Here is a 25418-nt window from a genome sequence, read left to right on the forward strand (position 1 = left end):
CGTGTACCGGGAGTTCTACGGCTTCGTCCGCGACCCGTTCGAGCTGACGCCCGACCCGTCGTTCCTGCACCTCGGCGAGGCGCACCGCGAAGGGCTCGCGACGCTCGTCTACGGCGTGCGCTCGGGCAAGGGCTTCGTCCTGCTCACGGGCGAGGTGGGGATGGGCAAGACGACGCTGCTGCACGCGCTGCTCGGACAGCTCGATGCCGCGACGCCGTCGGCGTTCATCTTCAACCCGCGGCTCGAGCCACTCGACTTCCTGCGCATGCTGTTCGAGGAGCTCGGCATCGAGCAGAAGTGCGCGACGAAGGCGGAGTACCTGCTCGCGCTCAACCGGTTCCTCATCGAGAGGCTCGAGGCGGGAAGCCCGACGCCGCTGCTCATCGTCGACGAGGCCCAGAACCTCTCGGCCGAGATGCTCGAGGAGATCCGGCTGCTCTCGAACCTCGAGACGCCGCGCTCGAAGCTGATCCAGATCATGCTGGTCGGGCAGCCCGAGCTGAAGGAGATGCTCGCGCGGCCGGAGCTCCGACAGCTCCGCCAGCGCATCGCGCTGCGTCACGACCTGCGGCCCTTCGACGAGGCGGAGACGGAGCGCTACATCGCCGACCGGCTCGGGAAGGCGGGATACACGGGAGGCGGCCTGTTCAAGAAGGCCGCCCTGCGCGCCGTGCACGAGGCGTCCGGAGGCGTTCCGCGCCTCGTGAACTCGCTCTGCGACGGCGCGCTCCTGCTCGGCTACTCGCGCGGGCAGCGGACGATCGGGGCGGATGCGGTGCGCGAGGTCGCGGCCGACCTCGAGCTCGTGCCGCGCGCCGATGGCGACGGATCGAAGGGCGCGGAGTCGTCGTCGCGTCGACGAGGTTGGCTCGGGCTCTTCCGCTAGGCGGGCGAGAGCGATCGAGCGAGGAAGGGCGTATGGCCAAGGTCTACGAAGCGATGAAGCGCGCCGAGGAGGAGCGCAAGCGGAAGCTCGGCGCGGACGCGTCGGCGCCGGCTCCCGTGCACTGGGACGACGCCGCGAGCGACGTCCTCGACGAGCCCCAGCCGCGCGCGTCGTTCTTCCAGCGCTGGTTCCGGCGCAATCCCACCAACGCCGTGATCGACACGGCCAACGACGTCAACAAGCGGAGGATCGCGATCCTCCAGCCCGACTCCTACGTGGCGGAGCAGTTCCGGATGCTGCGCGGCCGGATCGATTCCGTCGCGGCACAGCGGCCGATCCGCACGATCGCGGTCACGAGCGCGAATGCGCACGAGGGCAAGAGCACGGCGTCGATCAACCTCGCCATCGTCACGGCGATGAGCCTCGGGCGACGCGTGCTGCTCGTGGACTGCGACCTGCGCCGCCCGAAGATCGCGACCTCGCTCGCCATCGATGCCCGGGCCGGGCTCGCGGAGATCCTCCTCGATCGCAACACGCTCGACGAGGCCGTCGTGAAGGTCGACAACCTGAACCTCGACGTCGTCGGCGTGCGGTTCCTCCCGCCGAACCCGTCGGAGCTCCTGGCGTCCCCGCGCATGCAGGCGTTCATCGAAGAGGCGGCGTCGCGCTACGACCGCGTCATCTTCGACACGCCGGCGACGCTCGGGCTTCCCGACGCGAAGATCGTGAGCGAGCTCTGCGACGGGCTCGTGATGGTCGTGCGCGCGGACGTCACGCCGCGCGAGGACGTGCACGCGGCACTCGAGGTGCTCGACCGCCGGCGCGTGCTCGGCCTCGTCCTGAACGGCGTCGACCAGACGCGCGAACGCTACGGCTACTACTGATCTCGCGCGCCAGGTGCCAACCCCCCGAGGCCCTCGTGAACCCGTTCCAGCTCATCCTTCCGTTCGTCGTGGCATGCGCCGTTGCGGCGATGTCGACGCCGGTCGTGTCGCTGCTCGCGCGGCAGATCGGCGCGATCGACCGGCCGAACGAGCGCAAGGTGAGCCGGCGCGAGGACATGCCGCTGCTCGGCGGTCTCGCGGTCGCGCTCGGGTGCGCCGTGGGGCTCGCGGCGGCCGTGATCGCGCTCGGCGAGGACTACGTCCGGATCGCGCAGATCGAGGGCTTCCTCGTCGGCGGCTTCGCCGTGCTCGCCGCCGGCGTGCTCGACGACCGGTGGACGCTCTCGCCGTGGGCGAAGCTCGCGTTCCAGGTCGGCGCCGGTCTGCTCGCCGTCCGCTACGGCTACGTGATCGAGTCGTTCCGCGAGCCGCTCACCGGCGAGGTGTTCGATTTCCCGTTCTGGTTCGCCGCGATGATCACCACGTTCTGGATCGTCGCGGTCTCGAACGCCATGAACCTCATCGACGGCCTCGACGGCCTGTCGACCGGCGTCGGCGCGATCATCGCCGCGACGCTCGCGATCATCTGCGCGCAGGCGGACCAGCCGGTCGGCATGATCCTCGGCGTCACGCTGGTCGGTGCGCTGCTCGGCTTCCTGCCGTTCAACTTCCCGCCCGCGCGCATCTTCCTCGGGGACACGGGCGCGCTCTTCATCGGCTACTCGCTCTCGCTCGTGGCGCTCGAGGGCTACGTCGGCGGCTACCGCAAGGCGTCGATCATGGCGTTCCTCGTGCCGCTGCTCGCACTCGCGGTTCCGCTGCTCGACACGGCGCTCTCGATCCTCCGCCGGTGGCGCGCCGGACAGCCGATCTTCGACGCCGATCGCCAGCACATGCACCACCGCCTGCTCGAAGCCGAGGGCTCCGACCGCGGCGCGGTGCTCGCGCTCTACTTCCTGACGGCGTGCTTCTGCGTGATCGCCGTGTCGTTCACGAAGCTCGAGGGCTCGGCAGCGTTCGTGTTCCTCGTCGCCGTCGTCGTGCTGACGGCGCGCCTGCTGCGGAACCTCGGTGTGCACCGCGCCGACGCCGCGAAGGCGACGCCGAAGGGAGGGAATGGCGCGTGAGCCGCGCACTCATCACGGGCATCACGGGCCAGGACGGCTCGTACCTCGCCGAGTTCCTGCTCGAGAAGGGCTACGAGGTGCACGGCATGGTGCGCCGCTCGAGCACCGAGACGTTCGAGCGCATCGCGCACCTCGAAGGGAAGGTCGTGCTCCATCAGGCCGACCTGCTCGACCCGAGCTCGCTCGTCGACGCCCTTCGGCGGTCGCGGCCGACCGAGGTCTACAACCTCGCGGCGCAGTCGTTCGTGCCGACGTCGTGGGCGCAGCCGTCGCTCACCGGCGAGTTCACCGCGCTCGGTGTCACTCGCCTGCTCGACGCGGTCCGCCAGGTCGACCCGACGATGCGCTTCTACCAGGCGTCGAGCTCCGAGATGTTCGGCCGCGTGCGCGCCACGCCGCAGAACGAGGACACGCCCTTCTACCCGCGGAGCCCGTACGCCGTCGCCAAGACCTACGGTCACTACATCACGGTGAACTACCGGGAGAGCTACGACCTGTTCGCGGTGTCGGGAATCCTGTTCAACCACGAGTCGCCGCGCCGCGGTCGCGAGTTCGTGACGCGCAAGGTCACGGAGCACGTCGCGCGCATCAAGCTCGGGCTCGCCGACGCGCTGCCGCTCGGCGACGTCGAGGCGAAGCGCGACTGGGGCTTCGCCGGCGAGTACGTCCAGGCGATGTGGCTCATGCTGCAGCAGGGCGCCGCCGAGGACTACGTGATCGGAACGGGCGTGCAGCACTCCGTGCGCGACTGCTTCGAGATCGCCTTCGCACGCGTCGGCCTCGACCCGGCGGACTTCGTCCGCGTCGACGAGCGCTTCCTGCGGCCGGCCGAGGTCGACACGCTGCTCGCCGACCCGCGCAAGGCGCAGGAGAAGCTCGGCTGGCGCGCGCGCGTCTCGTTCCGCGAGCTCGTCGAGATGATGGTCGACGCCGACGTCGAGCGGCAGGAGCGCGCGAGCGGGCGGCGCATCGGAGGCCCCGGGACGCGATGAGCGCGCGCGAGCACGTGCTGGTGACGGGAGCGGCGGGCTTCATCGGCTCGACGCTCGTCGATCGCCTGCTCGCCGAGGGGCGGACGGTCGTCGGCCTCGACTCGTTCGACCCGTTCTACCCCGCTCCGCTCAAGCGCGCGAACCTCGCCGCCGCCGCCGCGAGCTCGCGCTTCGAGCTCGTCGAGGGCGACATCCGGGACGCCGCGCTCGTGGAACGGCTCTTCGCGCGCGGCTTCGACGGCGTCGTGCATCTCGCCGCGCTCGCCGGCGTGCGACCGAGCCTCGAACGTCCGGCCGCCTACGCCGACGTGAACGTCAACGGGACGACGATCCTGCTCGAAGCCGCGGTGCGGCACGGTGCGCCGCGCTTCGTGTTCGCGTCGTCGTCGTCGGTCTATGGCGAGCGCAGCGACGGGCCCTTCCGCGAGAGCGACCGCGTCGACCATCCGATCTCGCCGTACGCCGCGACGAAGAAGGCGGGGGAGCTGATCGCGCACGCCTTCCATCACGCGCACGCCCTGTCGGTCGCGTGCGTGCGCTTCTTCACGGCCTACGGTCCGCGCCAGCGGCCCGATCTCGCGGTGCGGAAGTTCGCGGAGCGCATGCGCGCGGGCGAGCCGGTTCCGGTGTACGGCGACGGCTCGGCACAGCGCGACTTCACGTACATCGACGACGTCGTCGACGGCGTCGTCCGCGCGCTCGATCGCGGCCCCGAATGGGGCGTCTTCAACTTCGGCGCGGGGCGGACCGTGACGGTGGCCGAGATGATCGAGAGCCTCTCGAAGGCGCTCGGCGTCGAGCCCCGCATCGAGCGCCTGCCGCGGCAGACGGGCGACGTGTCGAAGACGTGGGCGGACATCGAGGCCGCGCGGGTCGCCCTCGGCTACGCGCCGCGGACGAGCTTCGACGACGGCATCGCGCGCTTCGTCGCGTGGCTGGAGGTGCAGGCGTGAGCGCGGATCGCGTGCTGGTCACGGGAGGAGCCGGCTTCATCGGCTCGCACCTGGTCGAGCACCTCCTCGCGGAGGGGCTCGAGGTCCGCGTGCTCGACGACTTCTCGCGCGGCTCCCGCGCGAACCTCGCGGCGGTCGGCGCGGCGGACTGCGAGATCATCGACGCTTCCGTCTGCGATGCGGACGCGGTCCATCGCGCCGCCAAGGGCGTCCGCTGGATCCATCACCTCGCCGCGATTCCATCCGTGGTCGAGAGCGTCGCGCAGCCGGCGCGCACGAACGCGATCAACGTCGAAGGGACGCTGCACGTCCTCGACGCCGCGCGGGCGTCGCGCGTCGAGCGGGTCGTGTTCGCGTCGTCCTGCGCGATCTACGGCGACGGGCCCGAGCTCCCGAAGCTCGAGACGCTGCCCCCCCGGCCCGCGTCCCCGTACGCGCTGCAGAAGCGGACGTGCGAGCAGTACTGCCGGCTGTACGGCGAGCTCTACGCGCTCGAGGCGGTACCGCTGCGCTTCTTCAACGTCTTCGGCCCGCGACAGGACCCGTACAGCGACTACGCGGCCGTGGTCCCGCGCTTCGCCCTGGCGGCGGTGCGCGGGGAAGCGGTGCGCATCTACGGCGACGGGGGCCAGACGCGCGACTTCGTCTACGTGGGCGACATCGCGCGCGCGTGCCACGTGGCCGCGCAGACCGCCGGCATCGCCGGCGAGATCATCAACGTCGCGCGCGGCGAGGCCACGTCGATCTCCGAGCTCGCGGAGCTCGTCGGTCGCTGCGTGGGACGTCCGCTCGCGATCGAGCACTTCCCCGAGCGCGCGGGCGAGGTGCGCGACAGCGTCGCCGACACCTCTCGCGCGAGTGGACGCATGGGCTTCCGGGCGGCGGTCGACCTCGAAGAGGGGCTCCGTCGCACGGTCGAGAGCTTCACGAAGGCCGAGCTCGACGAGGCGGCCGCGGCGGGCGCGCGCGCGCCCGAACGAAGGGAGAGCGCACGATGAACGTCACCGTCGTCGGATCGGGCTACGTCGGGCTCGTCACGGCCGCCTGCTTCTCCGAGTTCGGTGTCCGCGTGACCGCCGCCGACAAGGATGCGGACAAGATCGCTGCGCTCGAGCGCGGCGACATGCCCATCTACGAGCCCGGGCTCGACGACATCGTCGTGCGCAACGTCCGCGCCGGCCACCTCACGTTCACGACGGACACCGCGGAGGCGATCCGCAACGCGCTCGTCGTGTTCATCGCGGTCGGCACGCCGCCGGCGGCGGACGGAAGTACGGATCTCGCGTTCGTCGAGTCGGTCGCGCGCGAGATCGGCCGGCAGATCGACGGCTACAAGGTCGTGGTCACGAAGAGCACCGTTCCGGTCGGGACGGCGGCGCGCGTGCGGGCATGGATCCAGGAGGAGCTCGATCGCCGCGGCGAGCCGGCGAACTTCAGCGTCGCTTCGAACCCGGAGTTCCTGCGCGAGGGCGCCGCGATCGGCGACTTCATGCGGCCGGATCGCGTGGTGATCGGAACCGCACCCGGCGACGAGCATGCGCTCGCGATCCTCCGCGACCTGTACCGTCCGCTCTATCTCAACGAGACGCCCTTCGTGCTCACCAACGTCGAGACGGCGGAGCTCTCGAAGTACGCGGCCAACGCGTTCCTCGCCACGAAGATCTCCTTCATCAACGAGCTCTCGGGGCTCTGCGAGCGCGTCGGCGGCGACGTGCAGGCCGTCGCGCGCGCGATGGGCCTCGATCGGCGCATCGGCTCGAAGTTCCTGCACGCGGGGCCGGGCTTCGGCGGCTCGTGCTTCCCGAAGGACACGCTCTCCGCGGCGCACTTCGCGCGCGAGCTCGGACAGCCGTTCGAGATCGTCGAGGCGACGATCCGCGTGAACGAGCGCCAGCGCGAGCGCATGGTCGAGAAGCTGCTCGCGGCGTACGAGGGCGACGTCCGCGGCCGGACCTTCGCCGTGCTCGGCCTCTCGTTCAAGCCCGAGACCGACGACATCCGCGAGGCCCCCGCGATCGGGATCATCCGCGCGCTCCTCGCGCGCGGAGCGTCGGTGCAGGCGTTCGATCCGCAGGCGATGGCGGCCGCCAGCGCCGCGCTCCCCGACGTGACGATGTGCAAGGACGTCTACGAGGCGTGCTGCGATGCCGATGCGCTCGTCATCGTGACCGAATGGAACCAGTTCCGGATGCTCGATCTCGAGCGCGTGAAGGAGCGGCTGCGCGACCCCGTGATGTTCGACCTCCGGAACATCTACGACCCGGCGCGCATGCGCGAGGCCGGCTTCCACTACGTGAGCGTCGGGCGCTGAAGCGTGGCGCGTTCGAGCTCGACCTCGCGGCACTCGGACGCCGCGCCGCGCGCGGGCGCGAACGTGCACGCCGTGATCCTCGCGGGCGGCGCGGGAGAGCGCTTCTGGCCCGCCTCGCGCCGCCACCACCCGAAGCCGTTCCTGCAGGTGGTCGGCGGCAAGTCGCTGCTGGCGGCGACGCTCGAACGCGCGCGGCACTTCGCGCCGCCGGCGCGGACGTGGATCGTGTGCGGGAGCGAGCACGCCAGCGCCGTGCGCCGCGCGGCCGGACTGCCGCGCGGGCACGTCCTGGTCGAGCCGCGGCGTCGCAACACCGCGCTCGCGTGCGCGTGGGCGAGCCACGTCATCGCCGAGCGCGACGCCGACGCCGTCGTCGCCGTGCTCCCGGCCGACCATCACATCCCCGACGCGCGCGCGTTCGCACGCGACGTGCGCGCCGCGGCCGCCGCCGCGGCGTGCGAAGGTGTGCTCGTCACGCTCGGCGTCGTGCCGACGCGTCCCGACACCGGGTACGGGTACATCCAGGTGGGCGCACCGGTCGGGCCCGCGCACCCGCGCCTGCGGCGCGTCGCGCGCTTCGTCGAGAAGCCCGATGCCGCCCGCGCGCGACGCTACCTGCGCGGTGGTCGGCACCTGTGGAATGCGGGCGTGTTCGTCTGGCGCGCGGAAGCGCTCCTCGGCGAGGTCGAAGTCTGCGCGCCCGATCTCCACCGTGCGCTCGCGCCGCTTCGAGGCGCCTCCGCGCGCGGCCGCGCGGCGATCGAGGCGACCTATCGGCGCGCGCCATCGCTGCCGGTCGACGTCGCGGTGCTCGAGCGCAGCCGGCGCGTCTGGACCCTCCCCGTCGACTTCCACTGGAGCGACGTCGGGACGTGGGCATCGCTCGCCGCCGAGCTCGGTGTCGACGCGCGAGCCGGCGTCGCCGGGAACCGGGTCGTCGCCGGCGATGTCCTCTGCGACGGCGCCGCGGGAAACCTCGTGTGGGGCGATCGGCGGCTGATCGCATTGCTCGGTGTAGAAGGGCTCGCGGTGGTCGATACGGGCGACGTGATTCTCGTCACCCGGCTCGAGCGCAGTGCGGACGTAAGGCGCCTCGTCGCCGAGCTCGGAAGGCGCGGACGGGCCGATCTCACCTGAGGACGGCATCCTCCCGCAAGCCGGCGGCGAGTACCGGGGCGGGACCGGAAGGGGAGGGGTCGCTCATGTCGACGCGTTCGGAGGCGCTCGAGTCGCTTCGCTCCATCCAGCTCTTCAGCAAGGTTCACGACGACGATCTCGAGGCGCTCGCGCGCGTCGTGATCGAGCGTCGCTTCCCCAAGCACACCACGATCGTCGAGGAAGGGCTTCCCGGCGACTACATGTACGTGATCCGCGAAGGACGCGTGAAGGTCACGAAGGCGTCCGACGACGGGCGCGAGAAGATCCTGAGCTTCATGGAGACGGGGCACTTCTTCGGCGACATGGCGTTGTTCGACCAGGAGCCGCGGTCGGCGAGCGTCAAGACGCTCGAGGACTGCCGCGTGCTCGCGCTCTCGCGGCGCGACGTGCTCGACGTGCTTCGCCGCAGCCCCGACTTCGCGCTGTCCGTGATCGGCGCGCTGATCGCGCGGCTGCGCGAGACCGACGAGCAGGCGAGCTCGATGTCCTTCCAGCGCGTCAAGGCCCGCACCCAGGGCCTGCTCGACCGCATCGCGAAGACCGAGGCCGACGGGCGTCGCATCACGCCGGCGCTCACCCACCAGCAGATCGCCGACATGATCGGCACCTCGCGCGAGACCGTCACGCGCGTGGTCAAGCAGCTCAAGCAGGACGATTGGCTCCAGCAGGAGGGCAAGCGGTACGTCGTGCCCGTCGAGGGCTTCGACGCCGGCTACTCCTCCTGATCGCGCCCGCCGCGCCGCGCCTGCTCGCGCGGCCGTTCCCGCTCCTCCAGCACTCCCGCGCGCGGGCCGACACGGCCGGTCATGGGCGACGCGGGAAGCGAGCCGATCTTCGCGAACGCGCCCGCGATGCGGGAGGCGGTCGACGTCGCACGTCGGGTCGGCCCGGCGCGCTCGACCGTCCTCGTCACCGGCGAGACGGGCACCGGAAAGGAGCTCGTCGCCGCGCTCGTCCACGCGAGCTCGCCGCGTCGCGGCGGGCCGTTCGTCGAGGTGAACTGCGCGGCCGTCCCCGACACGCTGCTCGAGTCCGAGCTGTTCGGACACGAGCGCGGGGCCTTCACGGGAGCCGAGCAGCGCCGCCGCGGGCGCTTCGAACAGGCGAGCGGCGGCACGCTGCTCCTCGACGAGATCGGCGAGCTGTCCCTCGCGACGCAGGCGAAGCTGCTGCGCGTCCTGCAGGACCAGGCATTCCACCGGCTCGGCGGCACGTCGCTCCTGCGGACGGACGCGCGCATCGTCGCCGCGACGAACCGCGACCTCGAGGCGTGCGTCGCCGAGGGCGCCTTCCGACGCGACCTCTACTACCGACTCGCCGTCGTGCCCATCCACGTTCCCCCGCTGCGCGAGCGTCCACAGGACCTGATGCCGCTCGCCGAGCACTTCCGCGCGCGCTTCGCCCAGGAACTCGAGCGCGACGTCCGGTGTTTCAGCCCCGGCGCGATCGATCGGCTCCGCTCGCACGCGTGGCCCGGAAACGTGCGCGAGCTGCGGAACGCGATCGAGCGCGCGGTGCTGCTCTGCGAGGAGTCGCGGATCGACGCCGAGGACCTCTCGCTCGAACGATCCGGCCTGCGTGAGGCCGACGCCGGCTTCCGACTGGAGCTGCCCGACGGCGGCGTGTCGCTCGACGCGATCGAGCGTCGCGCCGTGCAGCTCGCACTCGAGCGAGCAGGCTATGTGCAAAAGGACGCGGCACACCTGCTCGGAGTCTCGAGGCGCAAGCTCAACTACGCGGTCCGGCGCATGGGCATCACGCATCCCACCTGGCGCCGGAACCGCAGCCGTTCGGACGGCGACACCTAGGCTCGGGCGCCGGCCACCCACGCGGAGGCACCGGCGCGCGTCTCCGCCGGGCTCGGGGCGTTCGCTCTTGCTGCCGGCGGGCCCATCGGATAGGTAGGGGCCCGCTCCAGGACCGGGATCGCCCGAATCCGCACCACGAGGACCGTCGCGATGCGTCTTCCGAAGCTCCGCTCCCTCCTCCCCGTTCTCTCCGCGGCCGCGCTGTGTCTCGCGCTCGCGGCGTGCAAGAGCGACGAGCAGAAGCTCGCGGAGTTCCTCGATCGCGGGAAGCAGGCGCTCGACGCCGAGAAGTACGACGAGGCGGTCATCGAGTACCGCAACGTCCTGCAGCTCGACCCCAATCATCCCGAGGCGCACTACGCGCTCGCGCGCTCCTACACCGCCTTGCAGAAGCTCAAGGAAGCGTACTGGGAGCTGCACGAGGCCGTCCGTCTCGACCCGTCCAACATCGACGCGCGCGTCTCGTTCGCGCAGTTCTCGCTGCTCGCGAAGGACTACGAGGAGGTGCTCGCGCAGGCGGACGCGATCGTCGCGCAGGAGCCCGATCGTGCCTCCGCCTACACGCTCCGCGGCGAGGCGCTCACCGCGCTCGAGCGCTTCGACGAGGCGGAGCAGGCCTTCGCGAAGGCGATCGAGGTCGCGAAGCCCGAGGACGCCCCGTCGCACCTGTCGAACATGGTGCAGTTCCAGAGCCGGCGCGGGAACCTCGAAGCGGCGCGCACGTACATCGACCGGCTCGTCGAGCTCGAGCCGAGCTTCCGCTCGTACTCGATCCTCGGGCGCCATCTCGTTCGCACCGGCGAGTCGGCCGGGGCGGAGGCGGCCTTCAAGAAGGCGCTCGAGGTCGCGAAGCAGTCGCGCTCGGTGGGCTACCGGAACCTCGCGGGCTTCTACTTCAACGAGGATCGGCTCGGCGACGCGGTCGCGACGCTCGAGAAGGGCATCGAGGTCGCCGACGACGACGGCAAGCTCGACCTGATCTACCTGCTCGCGCGCTTCTACATCTCGCAGGGCGACACGGAGAAGGCGGACGCGCTCGTCGAGCAGGCGACCGAGGCGAAGGCGGACGACGCGCAGCCGTGGCTCGTCCTCTCGGCCTATCGGGGCCGCCAGTCGGACTTCGACGGTGCCCTCGCGGCCGTGGACAAGGCGCTCGAGATCGACCCGAAGAACCGCGCCGCGCAGCTTCGCAAGGCCGAGCTCAAGGTCGACACGGGCTATCGCAACAAGGACGATGCCGCGATCGCCGAGGGCCGCGCGATCGTCGACGACGTGCTCGCGGTCGAGCCCTCGAACCCCGAGGCGCTCTTCGTCCGCGCGAAGATCGAGATGGCCGAGCTCGACCCGAAGGCGGCGGCCCAGACGCTGCGCTCGGCGCTCGACATCCGGCCGGACTGGGCGCAGGGGCGCTTCGTGCTCGGCTCGGCGCTCATGCTGCTCGGCGACCAGAACGGCGCCCGCGCCGAGCTCGCGCGCGCCGTCGAGCTCGACCCCGCCCTGCTCGAGGCGCGCCGCGCGCTCGCGCGCATCCACTCCGCGCTCGGCGAGCACGAGTACGCGATCGAGCAGGGGCGCGCGTACCTGCGCGAGAAGCCGGACGATGCGGCCACGCGCATCCTCGTCGCGCAGAGCCTCGTGAACCTCGGCAAGCGCGACGAGGCGTTCGCCGAGCTGTCGAAGATCCCGGAAGCCGATCGCGACGCCGACTCGTGGTACGCGGTGGGCCGCATGAACATGGTCGAGGGCAAGCTCGACGCGGCGCGCGAGGCGCTGCTCCGCGCCGATGCCGGACGGCCGAACCACCCGGACATCCTCGATGCGCTGCACCGCATCGACGTGCGGACGGGTCGCCTCGACGAGTCGCTCGCGCGCATCCGGAAGGCCGTCGAGGCCGAGCCCGAGAATCCGAAGCTGGCGATGCTCGAGGGCAACGCGGCGCTCGCACAGCGCGATCTCGCGGGCGCCGAGGCGGCCTACAAGCGCGCGGTCGAGCTCGACCCCGCCGACTCGTCGGCGTTCCAGCGGCTCGCGGGCTTCTACAGCATGACGAACCGCCTCGACGAGAGCGTCGCGACCTTGCAGCGGTCACTGGAGAAGAACCCGAACGACGCGCGCCTCCACGAGCGGCTCGCGACCCTCCTCGAGTACCAGGGCAAGGTCGACGACGCGATGCGCCACTACGAGGAGGCGATCGGGCTCGACTCCTCGCTCGGCGAATCCAAGAACAACCTCGCGTACCTGATCGCCGAGAAGGGCGGCGACCTCGATCGCGCACTCGATCTCGCTCAGGAGGCCAAGGCCCTGCTGCCGGACAACCCGAGCGCGGCCGACACCCTCGGCTGGGTCCTCTTCAAGCGCGGCATCCCGTCCGCGGCGATCGGCTACCTGCGCGAAGCGGTCGCCGGGTTCGGTGCCGAGGACGATCGCCTCGGGATCGTCCGCTACCACCTGGCCCAGGCCTACGAGGCGAACGAGCAGCCCGACAAGGCGCTCGAGACGCTCGAGGAGGCCCTCACCGCCGCGCAGCGCGGCGCGTCCAAGGGGCGTGAGCCGTCCTGGCTCGCGGACGTCCGCACGATGGCGGAGCGCTTGCGCAAGTCCTGACGCGGGCGCGTTCCTCACCGGGCCGCGCACCCCCGCGGCCGAGACTCGGTGAACCTCGATTGGAGCGGGCGCGGCCATCGGCCGCGCCCGCTCTCGCGTTTCTGTGGGCCCGCCCCCGTGACCCGGGGCACGAGCGGCCCCCCTCCGACCGGCGGGAGCCGCCCCGAAGCGTCAAGCCGCGATCGGGTGGGACCGATAGATGCCCGCAACACGTGGACTCGCGGAGCGCATTGCGCGTTCCGTTCGCTCGTGCGTCGGCCGGTGGGGCCGCGCGCGGCGACGAGGTGGCACGCCGACCGGCGTGCACGCGCGCCGCTCGGATGCGGCGAGCGTGGGAGGGGATCGCATGAATTCCTGGACGCGCGCGCTCGTGGCCTGCGCCGCCCTGTTCCTCGCGCCCGGTGCTTTCGGCGCCGACGATGGCGCGTCGGACGCCGGTTCGGACGCCGGCTCGGTCTGGGAGCTCGACAGCGGCGATGGTGCAGCTGCGCTCGCCCCGACCGAGGTCGCGCCCGCGGCTCCCGCGCCCATTCCCGCCGCTCCCGCGGACGACACGAGCGACGCCGACGCCGCGACGGTGGCCGAGGTCGCAGTGCCCGCCGCACGCGTCGAGTCGGCCGATCCCAGTGAAGTCGCGCCGGTTCCGAGCGCGGCTCCCGCACCTTCCGTCGAACCCTCGCTGCCCGCGTCCGCGTCCGTCGCGCGTCCTGTCGTTCGCTCCGGCACGCCCGCGGTGGACGCTGAGGGTCGTCGCGGCGTGATCCACGTGGTCGCCCGGGGCGACACGCTGTGGGCGATCTCGAACGCCTACCTGAAGACGCCGTGGGTGTGGCCGAGCGTCTGGAAGGACAACGGCGACATCGCGAATCCGCACCTCATCCATCCCGGCGAGCACATCTGGATCAGCTCGACCGAGATGCGCAAGGTGACGCCCGCCGAGGCGGCCGAGATGATCGAGGCGCAGTCGGAGCTCGAGGTCGCCTCGGACGTCGAGCTCGGCGAGGAGCTCCCGGCCGCGATCGACGAGGAGGAGATCGCGTTCGACGAGGAAGCCGCTCCCGCCGCGATCGGCGACGAGGACGTGATCGCCGTGGCGCCGCCCCCGTCGGTCGCGCTCTCTCGCGCACTCCGCATTCCCGGCGTCGACGTGTGGAGCTACGTGAGCGAGGACGTGCTCGAGGGTGCCACGAGCATCGTCTCGAGCGTGTCTCCGCGCACGCTGCTCTCGCAGACGGACACGATCGTGATCGGGCTCGGCGAGGGCGAGACGAAGGTCGGTGACCAGTTCGACGTCTTCGTCAACGCCGACCCCGTGCGCGATCCGCGCACGGGTCGCACGCTCGGCTACTACGTGGACGTCGCGGGCTGGGTCGAGGTGACGCGCGTCGAGGGCGACGCCGCGGTGGCCGAGATCCGCCAGTCGACCAGCGAGATCATGCGCGGGTACCGGCTCGTTCCGCGCGAGCCGATGCCCGAGGAGTTCGCGACGAAGGCGGCGCCGACCGATCTAGAGGCCCGCATCGTCTACGCGCCGAAGCGCCGCACGCAGCTCGGGAACCTCGACTACGTGTTCATCGATCGCGGCAGCGTCCACGGCCTCGAGATCGGCTCGGAGATCACCGTCTACGAGAGCGGAAACGTAGTGCGCGACCGCGCGCGCGGCGTCGACGTCCGCACGCCCGACAATCACGTGGCCGACCTCGTGATCGTGAGCGTCCAGCCGACGTCGGCTGCTGCGTTCGTGCTCGAGGCGCGCCGCGAGCTGCACATCGGCGACACCATCCGCAGCGGAGCCGTGAGCACGGTGACGATGCGCTGAGGGGGCGGCGCACCCGCGAGAGCGGGTACGCGGGAAGCGTCCGGAAGGGCGGCGCGGGCGACCGTGCCGCCCTTCGTGCTACTGAAGGACTCCCCGGTCCCCGGGACGCTCCCGTGCCCGATCGCTCGCACGTCCCCGCTTCGCGTCCGCCGTCCGGCCGGCGCGCCGGCGGCTCCGTTCTCGACTCCGCTGCCGCATCCGAGGGGCGCGCGCCCGATGCCGAGGCGAGCGCGCCGCTCGACCCCACCGATTCCCGGCCCCACCGCCGCGCCGAGCTGCTCGCGTGGCTGCGGCTGCAGGCGGCGCTCGGACTGCGTCCCGTCGACGCGATCGAGGGCCTCCGCGCCGGGCATGCGCCCGACACCCTGTGGCGGCTCGCCGACGCGGCGGGGCGGGCGCGGGCGCTTCGCGTTCGCGAAGGCGGCAGCGCGTGGCGCGCTCTCGTCCGTCACCGCGTGTGCGCCGTGCCCTGGTCGTCGCCCGCGTATCCCGCGCGGCTGCGGCCGCTGCGCGATGCGCCGCCCCTGCTCCTCGTGCAGGGCGACTGTGCCGCCTGGCGCCGCCCCTGCGTCGCGATCGTCGGCGCCCGCGCCGCGACGGGCTACGGGCGGGGCGTGGCGCGCGAGCTCGCCCGCGCGCTCGCGGCGCGCGGCGTCGTCGTCGTTTCCGGGCTCGCGCGGGGCATCGACGCGGCGGCGCACGAGGGCGCGCTCGATGCGGAGGGGGCGAGCATCGCCGTCCAGGCGCGCGGGCCCGACGACGTCTACCCGGCCGCGCATCGCGCGCTCGCGCTGCGCCTGCGCGAGCGCGGCGCAGTCGTCACCGAGCTCGGCCCCGGCGTAGCGCCGAGGCGCGCGTTCTTCCCGCTGCGCAACCGGCTCATCAGCGCGCTGGCCGGGGCCGTCGTCGTCGTCGAGGCGCGCCGGCGCAGCGGCTCGCTCGTCACCGCGCGGCACGCGGCCGACCAGGGCGTCGAGGTCCTCGCGGTTCCCGGCCGCATCGACGCGCCGACGAGCGAGGGAACGAACGAGCTGCTCCGCGACGGGGCGGCCGTCGCACTCGGCGCCGACGACGTGCTCGCGGCCCTCGGCATGGATCCGGAGCCCGCACCCGGGCCGTCCCGCGCCGCGGAGGCGGCCGACTCGCCGCTCGTGCGCGCGCTCCGCGATGCCCCCGCGACGCGCGACGAGCTCGCGGCACGGCTCGGCGCGCGTCCCGAGGCGCTCGCGCTCGAGCTCGCCGAGCTCGAGATCGACGGCCGGATCGCGCTCGAGCGCGACGGGAGGCTGCACGTTCGCACGCGCCGCTAGACTCGCCGGCCGAGCACGGAGGCCTCGGCTTGCCCACTTCGTCCACGAGCGGAGCTCATACGCGTGTCGCGGTCGTCGGCGCGGGGCTCGCGGGCTGCGAGGCCGCGTGGCAGATCGCGTCGCGCGGTGTTCCGGTCGTCCTCCACGAGATGAAGCCGCTGCGCCGCTCGCCCGCGCACGTCGCGGACGGTTTCGCGGAGCTCGTCTGCAGCAACTCGCTTCGCGGCGCGTCGCTGCACAACGCCGTCGGTCTGCTCAAGGAGGAGATGCGGCGACTCGGGTCGCTGGTGATGCGCGCCGCGGATGCGACGGCGGTGCCCGCCGGACGCGCGCTCGCGGTCGACCGGCTCGCGTTCTCGGAGTACGTCACCGACGCGATCGCGCGCCATCCCGCGATCGAGGTGCGGCACGCGTGCGTCGATCGGCTCCCCGAAGACGCGATCGCGGTGCTCGCGACCGGGCCGCTCACCGCACCCGAGCTCGCGCGCGAGCTGCGCGCGCGCACGGGCGAGGAGGACCTGTACTTCTACGACGCGATCGCGCCGACGATCTACGCGGACTCGATCGATCTCGACGTCGTCTTCCGCGCCTCGCGCTACGAGAGCGACGGCGACGGCGACTACCTCAACATCCCGCTCGATCGCGACGGCTACGAGGCGTTCGTCGACGCGCTGCTCGAGGCCGAGGCCGTCCCGCTCCACGCGTTCGAGGCGGAGCTCTACTTCGAGGGCTGCCTGCCCATCGAGGAGATGGCGCGCCGCGGCCGTCAGACGCTCGCCTACGGACCGATGAAGCCAGTCGGCCTCGTCGACCCGCGCACGGGCCGGCGTCCTCACGCCGTCGTGCAGCTGCGACAGGAGGACAAGGCGGGCGCGCTCTACAACCTGGTCGGCTTCCAGACGAAGCTGCGGGTGGGCGCCCAGCAGGCGGTGTTCCGCGCCTTGCCCGGGCTCGGGAACGCCGTCTTCGCGCGCTACGGCTCCGTCCACCGCAACACGTACGTGAACGCGCCGCGCTGCCTCGCGCCGTCGCTCGAGCTGCGCGGCCGTCCGGGGCTCTTCGTCGTCGGACAGATGGCGGGCGTCGAGGGCTACGTCGAGTCCGCGGCACTCGGGCTCGTCGGCGGCGTCAATGCGGCGCGACGCGCGCTCGGTCTCCCGCTCGCACTGCCGCCCGAATGCACGGCGCACGGCGCGCTCCTGCGCCACCTGCGCGACGCCGACCCCGCCCACTTCCAGCCGATGAACGTGAACTACGGACTCTTCGAGCCGCTCGCCGCGGAAGGCGGGGCCGCGCGCGGGCCCCGCCGGATGCGCCGCGCCGAGCGCAACGAGGCACTCGCCGCGCGCGCGCTCGATGCGATCGCGCACCACGCGACGCTCGTCGCGCCCGAGGGCGAGCGATGAGCGGCGGAGGCCGCGCGGACGCGCCGGCGCTGTCGCCGCGCTGGTCCGCGGCGATCGCGGACTTCGCGCGCCACCTGCGCGTCGAGCGCAACGTGTCGCCCCACACGATCCGCGCGTACGTCTCGGACGCCGAGCAGTTCGCGCGACACGCCGGTGTCGCCGCGCCCGGGGAGGCGACGCCGACGCAGCTGCGCGCGTGGCTCGCGAGCCTGCACCGCTCGCACGGTGCGGCGAGCATCGGGCGCAAGCTCTCGGGCGTGCGTGCGCTCTATCGCTTCCTCCTGCGCGAGGGCGCCGCGGCGCGCGATCCGAGCGTCGGCCTTCCGGCACCGAAGCAGGCGTCGCGGCTTCCGCGCCCGCTCGGCGTCGACGACTGCGAGGCGCTCGCCGACGCCGATGCACGGGCGGCGACCGACGAGTCGTCGCGCGATCGCCTGCGGCGGCTGCGCGACCGCGCGCTCGTCGAGCTGCTCTACGGGACGGGGATCCGCGTCGGCGAGCTCGTCGCGCTCGACGTGCGCGACGTCGACCCGGCCGCGCACCAGCTGCGCGTGCTCGGGAAGGGACGCAAGGAGCGCGTCGTGCCGGTGCCCGCGCTGGCGCTCGAGGCGCTGCGGGAGTGGCTCGATGCGCGCGCGCGGCCCGGGGTGCTGGGCGAGCCGCTCTTCGTGTCGTTGCGGCGCGCACGCGCGCGGGAGACCTCGGAAGCGCGCGGCGCGCCGGACGTGCCGTCGCCCGCGCGGCGGCTCTCCGACCGCGAAGTGCGTCGCGTGCTCGCGCGCCGCGCGTCGCGCGCGGGCATCGACGACCGCGTCCACCCGCACCGGCTGCGCCACAGCTTCGCGACCCACCTGCTCGACACGGGCGCTTCGCTGCGCGACATCCAGGAGCTGCTCGGCCACGCGAGCCTGTCGACGACGCAGAAGTACACCGAGGTCTCGGTGGAGCACCTGCGCACCGTGTACGACGGCGCGCACCCGCGCGCGCGCCGGGGGAAGGAGTGACGGAGTCGTGATGCCCGGAGAGCGAGTGCGCTCGACCACCGTCGTCGCCGTGCGCGGCGGCGGTCGGATCGCGATGGCCGCCGACGGCCAGGTGACGGTCGGCGACACGGTGATGAAGCAGCGCGCCGAGAAGGTGCGGAAGCTCGCGAAGGGCGGGGCGGTGGTCGGCTTCGCGGGGGGCGCGGCCGACGCGCTCACGCTGCTCGAGCGGCTCGAGGCGCGGCTCGACGCGCACCCCGGCCAGGTCCGGCGCGCGGCGGTCGAGCTCGCGCGCGACTGGCGCACCGACCGCATGCTGCGGCGCCTCGAGGCCATGCTGCTCGTCGGCGATCCGGACACGCTGCTCGTCGTCTCGGGCAACGGCGACGTGATCGAGCCCGACGACGGGATCGCCGCCATCGGCTCCGGCGGAAGCTATGCGCTCGCCGCCGCGCGGGCGCTCGCGCGGCACACCGACCTCGACTGCGAAGCGATCGCGCGCGAGGCGCTCGGCGTCGCGGCCGAGATCTGCATCTACACGAACGCCGACCTCCACCTCGTCGCGCTCCCCTAGCGTCGCGACGTCCCGACCGCGAGAGACCCGAACGTGTCCGACCCCGCAGAGACCCCGTCCTTCACGCCGCGCGAGATCGTCTCCGAGCTCGACCGCTACGTCGTCGGTCAGCGCGACGCGAAACGCGCGGTCGCGATCGCGCTGCGCAATCGCTGGCGCAGGCGCCGCGTGGCCGAGGAGCTGCGCGACGAGATCGCGCCGAAGAACATCATCATGATCGGCGCGACGGGCGTCGGGAAGACGGAGATCGCGCGGCGGCTCGCGAAGCTCTCGCAGGCGCCGTTCGTGAAGGTGGAGGCGTCGAAGTTCACGGAGGTGGGCTACGTCGGGCGCGACGTCGAGAGCATGATCCGCGACCTCACGGAGGTCGCGTTCGCGATGGTGACGGAGGAGCAGAAGCGCAACGTGCGGGCACGCGCCGAGGAGATCGCCGAGGAGCGCATCCTCGACGCGCTGCTGCCCCCGCCCGCGGCCGCGCCGCCGGCGCTGCCCGGGGGCGCGGCGGGGGCGGCGGGCGAGACCTCGCCGGCCTCCGGCCGATCCGAGACGCGGGAGAAGCTCCGCAAGCTGCTGCGACTCGGAGAGCTCGACGAGCGCGAGGTGGACGTCGAGCTGCCGGAGGAGCGCGCGGGCGCGCAGCTCTCGATCATGACGCCGCAGGGCTTCGAGGAGATGGGCGTCCAGTTCAAGGACCTGCTCGGCTCGCTCGTGCCGAAGCGCACGCGACCGCGCCGCATGAAGGTGCGCGCGGCGCGCGACGCCCTGACGGAGCTCGAGGCGCAGTCGCTGATCGACCCCGACGAGACGCGCGACCGCGCCGTCGCACGCGTCGAGCAGAGCGGCATCGTGTTCATCGACGAGATCGACAAGGTCGCGGGCCGGCAGGGCGGGGGGCAGGGCCCGGACGTGTCGCGCGAGGGCGTGCAGCGCGATCTGCTGCCGATCGTCGAGGGCTCGAGCGTCCAGACGAAGCACGGCATCGTGCGCACCGATCACGTCCTGTTCATCGCGGCCGGCGCCTTCCACGTCGCGAAGCCTTCGGACCTCATTCCCGAGCTGCAGGGGCGCTTCCCGATCCGCGTCGAGCTCGCGAGCCTCACGCGCGCCGACCTCGTGCGCATCCTCTCCGAGCCGGACAACTCGCTCGTCCGCCAGTACGCGGCGCTGCTCGCGACCGAGGGCACGACGCTCGACTTCCGCACGGACGGCATCGAGGCGATCGCCGAGATCGCCGCCGCGGTGAACGACGCGACGGACGACATCGGGGCGCGGCGGCTGCACACGGTGATGGAGCGGCTGCTCGACGAGGTGAGCTTCGACGCCCCCGACCGCCCGGCGCAGACGATCGTGGTCGACGCCGCCTACGTCCGGGAGCGGCTCGCCGATCTGGTCGCCGACCGCGACCTGTCCCAGTACATCCTCTGAGGCACCGCTCGGCGGCTGCGCTGCTTCACCGGGCGCGGCGGATCGGTTAGGTTCCGCCGCCGAGGGGAGAGGCATGGGCGACCCGACCGCGCGCATCCTCGTCTGCGACGACGAGAACTTCTACCGCGAGGCGATCCGGGACATCCTCGGCGCGGAGGGGCTCGAGGTCGTCGAGGCCTTCGACGGGGAGAGCGCGATCGAGCTCGCGGCCGATCCTTCGCTCGGCGTCGCGATCCTCGACATCCGCCTTCCCGGCATCGACGGCATCGAGGTGCTGCGCACGTTGCGCGACGCGCGCCCCGACATGCGCATCATCATGCTCTCCGCGCACACCGACCAGGAGCTCGTCCTCGAGGCGCTGCGGCTCGGCGCGAACGACTATCTCGCGAAGCCGCTCCACGACGAGGAGCTCGTGCTCGCCGTGCGCCGCGCGCGCGACGCGTTCCGCGTCGCGGACGATCTCGCGGCGCTGCGCGCGCGGCTCGCGCGGCTCGCGGACGCCTGCGACGCGCCCGGCCGCTGGGGCGTCGACGGCGACGCGGACGAACGTGCCGAGGCCGTCGCGCGCGCGGCCGTGGACGTCGCGGCCGAGGTCCTCGACGCCGCGAAGACGTCGCTGCTCTGGCTCGACGACTCGGGCGACACGCTGCGCGTCGCCGCCGCGCACGGGCGCAAGATCGACGCGGCCGACATGGACGGAGTCGCGATCGGCGAGGCCGTCGCGGGCGCGGTCTTCGCCTCGCGCTCCGCGGCGCTCGTCGCGTCGGCCCATCCGAGCGATCGCTTCACACCGCGCGACCCGGGCGAGCGCTACGACTCGGCGTCGTTCGCCGTCGCTCCGGTGGTCGCGGCGGGAGAGGCGCTCGGCGTCCTCTGCGCGACCGACCGCACGGGAGGCGGCGAGTTCGCGCCGGACGATCTCGTCCTGCTCCGCGCGCTCGCCGCGCACGTCGCCGCGCGCGTCCTCGCGGGAGAGGGCACGGCGGCCAGCGCCGAACGCGCCGTCGATCCGGGGTTCGACACGAGCGAGCTCGACGAGGGGGCGGCCGAGGCGGCGCGGCACGTCGCGAGCGTCGAGCGCGACGCCGATCTCGTGCGCGCGGTGTGCGAGGCGATGACGACCGAGGTCGAGCCGGCGCGGGTGTTCGCGAAGGGGCTCGAGGCCGTCGCGAAGGGGCTCGGCGCCGCGCCGGCCTCGCTCTTCCTCATCGACAACGCGGCCGACGTGCTCCGGTGCGAGGCGGCCGACGACGGCGGCGAGCGCGAGGAGCGCGCCGAGCTTCCGAAGCGCGGCGGGCTGACGGGGGCGGTGCTGCAGACGGGCCGCCTCGTCGCGACGGATGCGCCGACGGCCGACGCCCGCTTCGACGCGTCGATCGACACGCCGGCCGACGGGCGATCGGGGCCGATGGTGTGCGTGCCGCTCTCGCTGCGCGGCAAGGTGGTCGGCGTCTTCCGCGCCTTCCCGCGCGATGCGGCCGAGGCCTCGGCCCGCAGCGCAGAGCTCCTCGCGGCCGCGCTCTCGGCGGCGGTGCGCAACGCGCTCCTGTACCGTTCGCTGCTCGAATCGATCGACGAGGTCGCGGAGGCGCGCCGGGCGGCGCGGCGCTAGCGATCCCGGCCCGCGGGCCGCCGGCCGGGACGACGGCGTCCTTCGCGCGTCGCGCGGCGAGCCGGTCGCAGGTCGCGGTCCCTCGTCGTTCTCGACTCCCCCGGATCGGGTGGGGTCACTCCTCCGAAGCGCCTCCGCATCCACCGCTCTCGCTCGCAAGGATTCGCCGTGAAGGACCTCGTCGACAAGGCCGCCATCCTGATCGAGGCGCTGCCGTACATCCGGCGCTTCTTCGGCAAGGTGATCGTCATCAAGTACGGCGGCCACGCGATGACGGACGACGCACTCCGCGCGTCGTTCGCGACCGACGTCGTGCTGCTCAAGTACGTCGGCATCCAGCCGGTGATCGTGCACGGCGGCGGGCCGCAGATCGGCGCCACGCTCGATGCGCTCGGGCGCCAATCGACCTTCGTCGACGGTCGCCGCATCACCGACGACGCCACCATGGAAGTGGTCGAGATGGTGCTCGGCGGCAAGATCAACCGCGAGATCGTCGGGCTCGTGCAGCGCGGCGGCGGCCGCGCCGTCGGCCTCACGGGCAGCGATGGCGGGATGATCCAGACGCGCCTTCGCGACCCGAAGCTCGGCCGCGTCGGAGAGGTGGTCGGCGTCGAGCCGAGCGCGATCCGGGCCGTCGTCGATGCGGGCTTCATCCCGGTGATCGCGCCAATCGGTCTCGACCCGGACGGCCGCACGACCAACGTGAACGCGGACGAGGCCGCGGGCGCCATCGCGAGCGCGCTCCGCGCCGAGAAGCTCATGCTCCTGACGGACGTCGAGGGCGTGCTCGACCGCGAGGGGAAGCTGCTGCCGCAGCTCACCGTCGCGCAGGTCGATGCGCTCGTGCGCGAGGGCACGATCAAGGGCGGCATGATCCCGAAGGTGGAGTGCTGCCTCGACGCGCTGCGCGGCCACGTCGCACGCACGCACATCGTCGACGGCCGGATCAAGCACGCCATCCTGCTCGAGATGTTCACGGACGAGGGCGGAGCGGGAACGCTGCTGGTTCCCTGACGCGCGAAGGGGCCGCGCGACGCAGCCCCGAGAAGGCGCCCCGCGAAGGAGGAGGGAAGAGGTCGAGATGCGATTGCCGGCGCGGAGCTTCCTGACGATCGCCGACTGGAGTGCGGACGAGCTCCTGGCGATGCTCGCGCGCGCGCGCGACCTCCGGCGCATGTGGCGCGCGGGCGAGCGGCCGCAGACGCTGCTCGGCCGCACGCTCGCGATGTACTTCGAGAAGCCGTCGCTGCGAACCCACGTGACCTTCGAGGCGGGCATGACCCAGCTCGGCGGCCACGCGATCCTGCTGCGCCCCGAGCAGGTGGGCATCGGCACGCGCGAGAGCCCGACCGACGTCGCGCGCAACCTCTCGCGCTGGGTCGACGGCATCATGGCCCGCACGTTCAGCCACGCGCTCGTCGAGCAGCTCGCCGCCGAGGCGACGATTCCCGTGATCAACGGGCTGACGGACCTCCTGCATCCCTGCCAGGCGATGGCCGACCTGCAGACGGTCGCCGAGGTGATGGAGCCGAAGGCCGCGCGCATCGCCTACGTCGGCGACGGCAACAACGTCGCGAACTCGCTCCTGCTGCTGGCCGCGGTGCTCGGGCTCGACCTGCGCGTCGCGACGCCGCGCACGCACCGCCCCGCGCAGCGCATCGCGAAGCAGGCCGCGGAGCTCGCGCGCCGGAGCGGAGCGCGCATCGACGTGCTCGACGATCCGGTCGAGGCCGTGCGCGGCGCGAGCTTCGTCTACACCGACACCTGGACGAGCATGGGACAGGAGGCCGAGGCCGAGCAGCGCCGGCAGATCTTCGCCGCCTACCAGGTCAACGACGCGCTGCTCGCGCACGCGCCCGACGCGTGGGTGATGCACTGCCTGCCCGCCCACCGCGGCGAGGAGATCACGTCCGACGTGCTCGACGGCGAGCGGAGCCTCGTCTACGAGCAGGCCGAGAACCGGCTGCACGCGCAGAAGGCCGTGCTCGAGGCCGTGATGCTCGGGCCGCGCTAGCCGCCGCCCCGCGGTCCGAGACCGGATCGATCGGTCCAGATCGGGCGGCCGAGGTGCGGCACCGCCGCCGGCCGCGGCGCCGGTCCGGGCCGAGCGCGCGACACCCGCTGGCCGGCCGCGGGGCCCCGACTTCCCGCGCCTCTTGCCGGCTCACTGCTAACGCTGGCGCGGTCGCCCACCGATGGAGCCCCACGCGTGCGCGCGTCCCGCGCGCCGTCGGGGGGTGTCCGCATGCCGGACGGCTCGGAGAAGGATCGGGCGACGCGGATCCCGAGGCTCGGTGCCTCGGCGGATCCCACCGCGCTCGTCCTGAGTCCGACCGAGGGCTTCCTCCTGTCGCGCATCGACGGCGCCACGCCGTGGGGCGTGCTGCGCGCGATCGGCGGACTGACGCCCGACGAGGTCGACGCCCGCCTCGAGGCGTGGCTCGAGGGCGGCATCCTCGAGCTCGTCGACCCCGCCGCGCGGCGCCCGAAGCGCCGACTCGCACCCGGCGAGATCGACGAGGACGCGCTCGACGAATCGCTCGGCATCGACCTCGACACGCAGCGCCGCATCCTCGAGTTCGAGTCGCGCCTCGGCGCGGCCTACCACGACCTCCTCGGCGTCGCGCGCGACGCCGACGCGAAGGAGATCAAGCGCGCGTACTTCAAGCTGTCGAAGGAGTTCCATCCCGACCGCTACTTCCGGCGCGAGATCGGAGGCTATGCGAAGCGGCTCGAGGCGATCTTCAAGCGCATCCTCGAGGCCTACGAGCTGCTCTCCGACCCGACGGCGCGCGCCGAGGTCGAGAAGTCGATGTCCGCGGCCGCGGGTGCGCGGCCGCAGCCCGCGGCGCCGGTCGCGAGCGAAGGCGACGCGCCGACGGCCCCGCCGCGGCCGCTCACGAAGCTCGAGAGGCTGCGCGCGCGGATGCCGTTCAAGCTGCCCGAGTCCGTCTTCGCCGAGCGGCGCCAGCGCGCGCGCGAGTTCTTCGACGCCGCGCAGAAGGAGCTCGCGCGCAACCGCTTCATCGAGGCCGCGCAGACGATCCGTCTCGCGATCGCGTTCGACCCGTTCGAGGACGCGTACCGCGAGCGCTTCGGCGAGGTGCAGGCGCGCGCGGCCGAGCTTCGCGCCGAGGCCCTCGTCGCCGAGGCCGAGGAGGCGACGACCGCCGGCGGCATCGCGGACGAGAAACGCTATGCGCAGGTGCTCCGCCTCTACGAGGAGGCGCTCCTGTACCGCCCGCACGATCCCGCGCTGAACGATCGGGCGGCGCGCGCGGCCATCCAGTGCAAGCAGCTCACCAAGGCGGTCGAGTATGCGGAGACCGCGCTCGCGCACAGCCCCGACGTCGCGCAGCACCACGTGACGATGGCGCTCGTGCACCGGGCGCGCGGCAACCGGGGCCACGCGATCAACGCGCTCGAGCAGGCGCTCTCACTCGACAAGGGGCACGACGAGGGCCGCAAGCTGCTCGCCGTCCTCCGACGTGCGGCGGGCGCGGGCGGCTGAACGAACACGGATTCGCGGCGAGCGGGAGCCGGCCTCCCGCGCCGCGACACGCCTT

21 protein-coding genes are annotated in these 25418 nt (G+C 72.8%); all 21 read left to right on the plus strand.

Features of this window, described 5'->3' with window-relative positions; genetic code table 11:
• The first annotated feature begins 1 nt into the window (after position 1).
• The 21 genes from R3E88_20045 to R3E88_20145 all read left to right on the plus strand — a co-directional run bounded on the left by R3E88_20045 (position 2) and on the right by R3E88_20145 (position 25363).
• Positions 2-886, plus strand: coding sequence for an AAA family ATPase (locus R3E88_20045; protein ID MEZ4218774.1), 885 nt, complete (start codon positions 2-4; stop codon positions 884-886).
• A gap of 32 nt (positions 887-918) precedes the next feature.
• Complete coding sequence (locus R3E88_20050; GenBank protein MEZ4218775.1) at positions 919-1770, plus strand: CpsD/CapB family tyrosine-protein kinase; 852 nt, start codon at positions 919-921, stop codon at positions 1768-1770.
• A 35-nt stretch (positions 1771-1805) separates the two neighbouring features.
• The gene (locus R3E88_20055) at positions 1806-2897 is read left to right on the plus strand and encodes an MraY family glycosyltransferase (GenBank protein ID MEZ4218776.1); all 1092 of its coding nucleotides are present in this window, start codon (positions 1806-1808) and stop codon (positions 2895-2897) included.
• On the plus strand, positions 2894-3889 hold the full coding sequence (gene gmd / locus R3E88_20060) for a GDP-mannose 4,6-dehydratase (protein MEZ4218777.1): 996 nt from the start codon (positions 2894-2896) through the stop codon (positions 3887-3889). The genes R3E88_20055 and gmd overlap by 4 nt, the downstream gene beginning before the upstream one ends.
• The gene (locus R3E88_20065; protein ID MEZ4218778.1) at positions 3886-4842 is read left to right on the plus strand and encodes a GDP-mannose 4,6-dehydratase; all 957 of its coding nucleotides are present in this window, start codon (positions 3886-3888) and stop codon (positions 4840-4842) included. The genes gmd and R3E88_20065 overlap by 4 nt, the downstream gene beginning before the upstream one ends.
• Positions 4839-5840, plus strand: a complete 1002-nt coding sequence (locus tag R3E88_20070) for an NAD-dependent epimerase/dehydratase family protein (GenBank protein ID MEZ4218779.1) — start codon at positions 4839-4841, stop codon at positions 5838-5840. The genes R3E88_20065 and R3E88_20070 overlap by 4 nt, the downstream gene beginning before the upstream one ends.
• Entirely contained in the window at positions 5837-7153 is a 1317-nt protein-coding gene (locus R3E88_20075; protein ID MEZ4218780.1) for a UDP-glucose/GDP-mannose dehydrogenase family protein, read from the plus strand. Before R3E88_20070 ends, R3E88_20075 begins: the two co-directional genes overlap by 4 nt.
• Before the next feature lie 3 nt (positions 7154-7156).
• A complete protein-coding gene (locus R3E88_20080) occupies positions 7157-8290 on the plus strand; it encodes a mannose-1-phosphate guanylyltransferase (protein MEZ4218781.1) in 1134 nt (377 codons plus the stop codon).
• Between the two features lie 65 nt (positions 8291-8355).
• Positions 8356-9036 carry a Crp/Fnr family transcriptional regulator gene (locus R3E88_20085; GenBank protein ID MEZ4218782.1) on the plus strand — a complete coding sequence of 227 codons (681 nt, stop codon included), beginning with the start codon at positions 8356-8358 and terminating at the stop codon, positions 9034-9036.
• Between the two features lie 81 nt (positions 9037-9117).
• On the plus strand, positions 9118-10119 hold the full coding sequence (locus R3E88_20090; GenBank protein ID MEZ4218783.1) for a sigma 54-interacting transcriptional regulator: 1002 nt from the start codon (positions 9118-9120) through the stop codon (positions 10117-10119).
• A gap of 150 nt (positions 10120-10269) precedes the next feature.
• Positions 10270-12723 (plus strand): tetratricopeptide repeat protein, encoded by a 2454-nt coding sequence (locus R3E88_20095; GenBank protein ID MEZ4218784.1) that lies wholly within the window; start codon positions 10270-10272, stop codon positions 12721-12723.
• A gap of 757 nt (positions 12724-13480) precedes the next feature.
• Positions 13481-14542 (plus strand): LysM domain-containing protein, encoded by a 1062-nt coding sequence (locus tag R3E88_20100; protein MEZ4218785.1) that lies wholly within the window; start codon positions 13481-13483, stop codon positions 14540-14542.
• A gap of 113 nt (positions 14543-14655) precedes the next feature.
• Positions 14656-15852 carry a DNA-processing protein DprA gene (gene dprA / locus R3E88_20105; GenBank protein ID MEZ4218786.1) on the plus strand — a complete coding sequence of 399 codons (1197 nt, stop codon included), beginning with the start codon at positions 14656-14658 and terminating at the stop codon, positions 15850-15852.
• Positions 15853-15881: 29 nt separating this feature from the next.
• Positions 15882-17258: a methylenetetrahydrofolate--tRNA-(uracil(54)-C(5))-methyltransferase (FADH(2)-oxidizing) TrmFO gene (trmFO, locus tag R3E88_20110; GenBank protein MEZ4218787.1), complete on the plus strand. Its 1377-nt coding sequence runs from the start codon at positions 15882-15884 to the stop codon at positions 17256-17258.
• Positions 17255-18262 carry a tyrosine recombinase XerC gene (locus R3E88_20115; protein ID MEZ4218788.1) on the plus strand — a complete coding sequence of 336 codons (1008 nt, stop codon included), beginning with the start codon at positions 17255-17257 and terminating at the stop codon, positions 18260-18262. Before trmFO ends, R3E88_20115 begins: the two co-directional genes overlap by 4 nt.
• Positions 18263-18272: 10 nt before the next feature.
• Positions 18273-18815, plus strand: coding sequence for an ATP-dependent protease subunit HslV (gene hslV / locus R3E88_20120; protein MEZ4218789.1), 543 nt, complete (start codon positions 18273-18275; stop codon positions 18813-18815).
• 33 nt (positions 18816-18848) lie between these two features.
• A complete protein-coding gene (gene hslU / locus R3E88_20125) occupies positions 18849-20240 on the plus strand; it encodes an ATP-dependent protease ATPase subunit HslU (protein MEZ4218790.1) in 1392 nt (463 codons plus the stop codon).
• A 73-nt stretch (positions 20241-20313) separates the two neighbouring features.
• On the plus strand, positions 20314-21852 hold the full coding sequence (locus R3E88_20130; GenBank protein MEZ4218791.1) for a response regulator: 1539 nt from the start codon (positions 20314-20316) through the stop codon (positions 21850-21852).
• A 168-nt stretch (positions 21853-22020) separates the two neighbouring features.
• Positions 22021-22866, plus strand: a complete 846-nt coding sequence (argB, locus tag R3E88_20135; GenBank protein ID MEZ4218792.1) for an acetylglutamate kinase — start codon at positions 22021-22023, stop codon at positions 22864-22866.
• Between the two features lie 67 nt (positions 22867-22933).
• Entirely contained in the window at positions 22934-23866 is a 933-nt protein-coding gene (argF, locus tag R3E88_20140; GenBank protein ID MEZ4218793.1) for an ornithine carbamoyltransferase, read from the plus strand.
• A 231-nt stretch (positions 23867-24097) separates the two neighbouring features.
• The gene (locus tag R3E88_20145) at positions 24098-25363 is read left to right on the plus strand and encodes a DnaJ domain-containing protein (protein MEZ4218794.1); all 1266 of its coding nucleotides are present in this window, start codon (positions 24098-24100) and stop codon (positions 25361-25363) included.
• Positions 25364-25418 lie beyond the last annotated feature (55 nt).

It is taken from the genome of Myxococcota bacterium, assembly GCA_041389495.1.
In the GTDB taxonomy this organism is placed as follows: Bacteria; Myxococcota_A; UBA9160; order UBA9160; family UBA4427; genus JAWKRT01.

Excerpts from the sequence above, each read along its gene's own strand:
- R3E88_20075 (MEZ4218780.1), top strand. The coding sequence starts at position 5,837 with ATGAACGTCACCGTCGTCGGATCGGGCTACGTCGGGCTCGTCACGGCC.
- R3E88_20085 (MEZ4218782.1), top strand. The coding sequence starts at position 8,356 with ATGTCGACGCGTTCGGAGGCGCTCGAGTCGCTTCGCTCCATCCAGCTC.
- R3E88_20065 (MEZ4218778.1), top strand. The coding sequence starts at position 3,886 with ATGAGCGCGCGCGAGCACGTGCTGGTGACGGGAGCGGCGGGCTTCATC.
- hslV (MEZ4218789.1), top strand. The coding sequence starts at position 18,273 with ATGCCCGGAGAGCGAGTGCGCTCGACCACCGTCGTCGCCGTGCGCGGC.
- R3E88_20050 (MEZ4218775.1), top strand. The coding sequence starts at position 919 with ATGGCCAAGGTCTACGAAGCGATGAAGCGCGCCGAGGAGGAGCGCAAG.
- R3E88_20115 (MEZ4218788.1), top strand. The coding sequence starts at position 17,255 with ATGAGCGGCGGAGGCCGCGCGGACGCGCCGGCGCTGTCGCCGCGCTGG.
- R3E88_20090 (MEZ4218783.1), top strand. The coding sequence starts at position 9,118 with ATGGGCGACGCGGGAAGCGAGCCGATCTTCGCGAACGCGCCCGCGATG.
- R3E88_20095 (MEZ4218784.1), top strand. The coding sequence starts at position 10,270 with ATGCGTCTTCCGAAGCTCCGCTCCCTCCTCCCCGTTCTCTCCGCGGCC.
- R3E88_20145 (MEZ4218794.1), top strand. The coding sequence starts at position 24,098 with ATGCCGGACGGCTCGGAGAAGGATCGGGCGACGCGGATCCCGAGGCTC.
- argF (MEZ4218793.1), top strand. The coding sequence starts at position 22,934 with ATGCGATTGCCGGCGCGGAGCTTCCTGACGATCGCCGACTGGAGTGCG.
- R3E88_20130 (MEZ4218791.1), top strand. The coding sequence starts at position 20,314 with ATGGGCGACCCGACCGCGCGCATCCTCGTCTGCGACGACGAGAACTTC.